The sequence below is a fragment of the Pseudomonas ceruminis genome (genome assembly GCF_021602025.1).
Lineage (GTDB): Bacteria > Pseudomonadota > Gammaproteobacteria > Pseudomonadales > Pseudomonadaceae > Aquipseudomonas > Aquipseudomonas ceruminis.
The window spans coordinates 1-2986 of the sequence record NZ_BQHW01000061.1; the positions used below are offsets into that span (position 1 = coordinate 1).

A 2986-nucleotide genomic window follows, 5' to 3' on the forward strand; every position below is an offset into this window, starting at 1 on the left:
CCGGCGTACTCGAAATCGGAAAAGCTCATCTGACTCATGGGAAGGAGGGCTTGTAGAGGGCTGTTGGACAGAGGGCTATTTCAGCACAGGTCAGATGGCCTGTGCTGACTTGTTCGGAGTTTCCTTAGCGCTCGGCCCTTGATGAGAAGTCGCTCCCAATTGTCCTTGATAAAGGGATCAGCTTTAAAAACTATCTTCGTTTTCAGGTTTTCAGTTGGGATGTCTGCCGTTTATCGTCATCATCACTGTCGTCGCAAAAGCCGGTGGTAAGTCGGTTAGGTCAAGCCATCTGTTTCACGTTGTAGCTGCCGCCTCGGGCTAATACTGCCCAGACGATTCTTGTCGTCTTGTTGGCCAGCGCACAGGCGACTTTGTTCGGGGGCTTGCGAGCCAAAAGATTTCTTACCCAAGCTCCGAGTGCATCGTCACGCTTGTCGATTCGTATCATCAGTGCGTGAGCGCCTTGCACCAGCAGGCAGCGCAGATACTTGTCGCCGCGCTTGCTGATGCCAAGCAAGCTCGTCTTGCCACCGCTTGAATACTGTCGAGGCACCAACCCGAGTGACGCGGCAAAGTCGCGTGAGCGTTTGTAAGTCGAAGCGTCACCGACATCGGCCACCAGCGCGCTAGTGGTGAGAGGGCCGATGCCGGGGATGCTCAGCAAGCGCATGCCGGCGGCGTCCTCAGACAACTGCTGTTTGATCTCGACATCGATCCCCTTGATATCTCTCGTCAGGCGTTGAATATCGAGCAGCATTCGCTCAACCGCATTACGCAGTCGAATCGGCAGCTCATGGCGTTCCATCAAAGCGGGCACCTGCTCCAGAGCAGCATGTCCAATGGGGAAAATGATCCTGAGCTCCAGCAGGACACCGTGCACCTGGTTGATGATTCGCGTGCGATTATCCACCCAAGACTTGCGCAGCTTGTGCTCAGTCGACAGGATCTGCTGCTCAAGGGTCTTTACTGGAACCGAGCGGGTTCTGGGTCGCGACGCGGCTTCGCAGATGGCCTCTGCATCGATAAAGTCATTCTTGTTGCCAGTGACGTAGGCCTTCACATGCTGCGCCGCGATTAATTGCACGCGGTGGCCCAAGCCCTCGATCTGCCTAGCCAGCCATTACGAACTGCCGCAGGACTCCATGCAATTTTGCAGCTTGGCAACTGCGCCAGATACGGCAGCAATTGGCAACGATTGAGCTTCTTGCGCATGAGCTGATTTCCTCTCGCATCCTGGCCATGCAGGTGGAAGGTGTTCTTGCCGATGTCGATACCTAGAAGCGTTACGGTGTTCATGAGAGATCCTCCTTCGGTCAAGAGAGAAACCCGGTAAGTCTAGACTCACCGGGTTTCTCGAACTGGGCTGACCATCTCATTAAGACAACCAGTACTTCTTCGGCATGAAAGCGCATATCGGAGCCGACGCAGAATCGGGCCTGGTACATCATGTCCATGGCACAGCCGCCAACGTGGCTGACGTGACGGAAGTTTCACATCTACTGCATGGCGCAGCGAACGTCGCCAATGCCGATTCGGGCTATACCGGCGTTGAGAAACGACCGGAGCATGAAGGGCGACCGGCGACCTGGCAGATCGCTGCGCGACGCAGCACCTACAAGCACTTGGGCCAACGCGCGTGCTCTACTCAGCCAAGCGCCAGATCGAGAAGGTCAAGGCGCAGGTACGGGCGAAAGTCGAGCATCCGTTCCGAGTGATCAAGCTTCAGTTCGGCTATGTGAGAACTCGCTTTCGCGGCGTGGCCAAGAACACGGCGCAACTGACGACGTTGTTTGCGCTGGCGAGTCTGTGGATCCATCCGGCCAGCATGGCCGCAAACCAAACTGGGAAATCCACAGTCCTCCGGGTATTCATCCCTGGCCGGTAGCCCCCCACATGGTTGTCTTAGGTGGAAACCTGGATGACTGCTTTTGGCCGATTCTGTTGAAAAAGTCTCGTAGCGTCGCTCGCCTATGAAAGAAGGTGAGCGACGTTAAAATCTGACTCGCTCAGAAGGCAGAAATGCATTAGATTTTACATAGCAACGCGAAAATTGAGCGCTTTTCGACCTGCTGACAACCCATGTCCGTAAAAATCGACTTTTTCAACAGAATCGGCCGATAGCTGCCCCAGAGTGTCGACAGGTTTCGTCTATTCAAGATGAACCAGTGTCCATCCTCAGCCAACCACTGGGTAGTTAGCATCGCTCCATAAGGTGTCTGGGCTAACCGTTTGGTCGCGGTGGATCTTCTTGCCCATTGTCTCGACTTTCTGATCGAGACTCTCGACACGTTGCATCAACTGCGCCGCCAGAGCGCGCAGTTGTTCAGGGGGCAGTTGGTCGAGATTGGGCAGCGAAGTCATGCCGCCGGTTTTGCCGGAGCAGGCCAAAGCCGACGATAGGCTCATCGGACAATTGCACGGCCCGGGTGAGGTTTATGGCATGCAGATATTGTCATCGTTCTGGGCTAGGGCCTGTTGCAATGTCATCAACCTAAGCTGCAGCCCTGCCCAAGGTAAGCCCCCCGAAGCAGCCAGCTGCCATGGCCGTCGGGCGATGACCAGGCCTCTGCCGCTCAATCAGGCGGTCTAACTGGGCTGGCGGTGATGTGATCATCGTCTGTTCCGGCCCGGCTGTCTAGGCGAGATTTCTCGTTCTCCGGACGAGCCTATGCCGACCGCTTGTGGCCAGCTTTTTTTGCACACGGAGGTTGGGCGGTGGTGTTTCTTCAGCGCGTCGGTTTGTAGCCCCCACAACCTCGGCTGGCTGCGCGTTTGCGTTGGCGCGCAAAGCTACGGCCTGAGCGTACGGCACTGAGGCTTTTAGCCATCAAGGCCAGCACATTGCTCAGCCCCTGAGCACTGAATCGCCCCTGGTTTCGTAGACACCTCCAAGCCTCATAATGAGGCCCAAATAGGAGGTGCCATGAGTCGTCAGCGTTACCCCGAAGAATTCAAGATCGAAGCGGTCAAGCAAGTGACCGAGAAA

1 protein-coding gene and 3 pseudogenes are annotated in these 2986 nt (G+C 55.9%); 1 reads left to right on the plus strand and 3 read right to left on the minus strand.

Annotated elements, in window-relative coordinates; translation table 11 throughout:
• Nucleotides 1-280: 280 nt before the first annotated feature.
• Nucleotides 281-1296 (minus strand): annotated as a pseudogene (locus L6D80_RS29755) (IS110 family RNA-guided transposase).
• Nucleotides 1297-1382: 86 nt separating this feature from the next.
• On the opposite strand from L6D80_RS29755, the pseudogene L6D80_RS29760 reads away from it, so the two are divergent.
• Nucleotides 1383-1885 (plus strand): annotated as a pseudogene (locus L6D80_RS29760) (transposase); the annotation flags it as partial.
• A 290-nt stretch (nucleotides 1886-2175) separates the two neighbouring features.
• On the opposite strand, the gene L6D80_RS29765 reads toward L6D80_RS29760, so the two are convergent.
• On the minus strand, nucleotides 2176-2406 hold the full coding sequence (locus tag L6D80_RS29765) for a hypothetical protein (protein ID WP_009681584.1): 231 nt from the start codon (nucleotides 2404-2406) through the stop codon (nucleotides 2176-2178).
• A gap of 320 nt (nucleotides 2407-2726) precedes the next feature.
• A pseudogene (locus tag L6D80_RS30475) lies at nucleotides 2727-2867 on the minus strand (IS4 family transposase); the annotation flags it as partial.
• Nucleotides 2868-2986 lie beyond the last annotated feature (119 nt).

Coding starts and splice junctions, on each gene's coding strand:
- L6D80_RS29765 (WP_009681584.1), bottom strand. CDS start 2,406: ATGAGCCTATCGTCGGCTTTGGCCTGCTCCGGCAAAACCGGCGGCATG.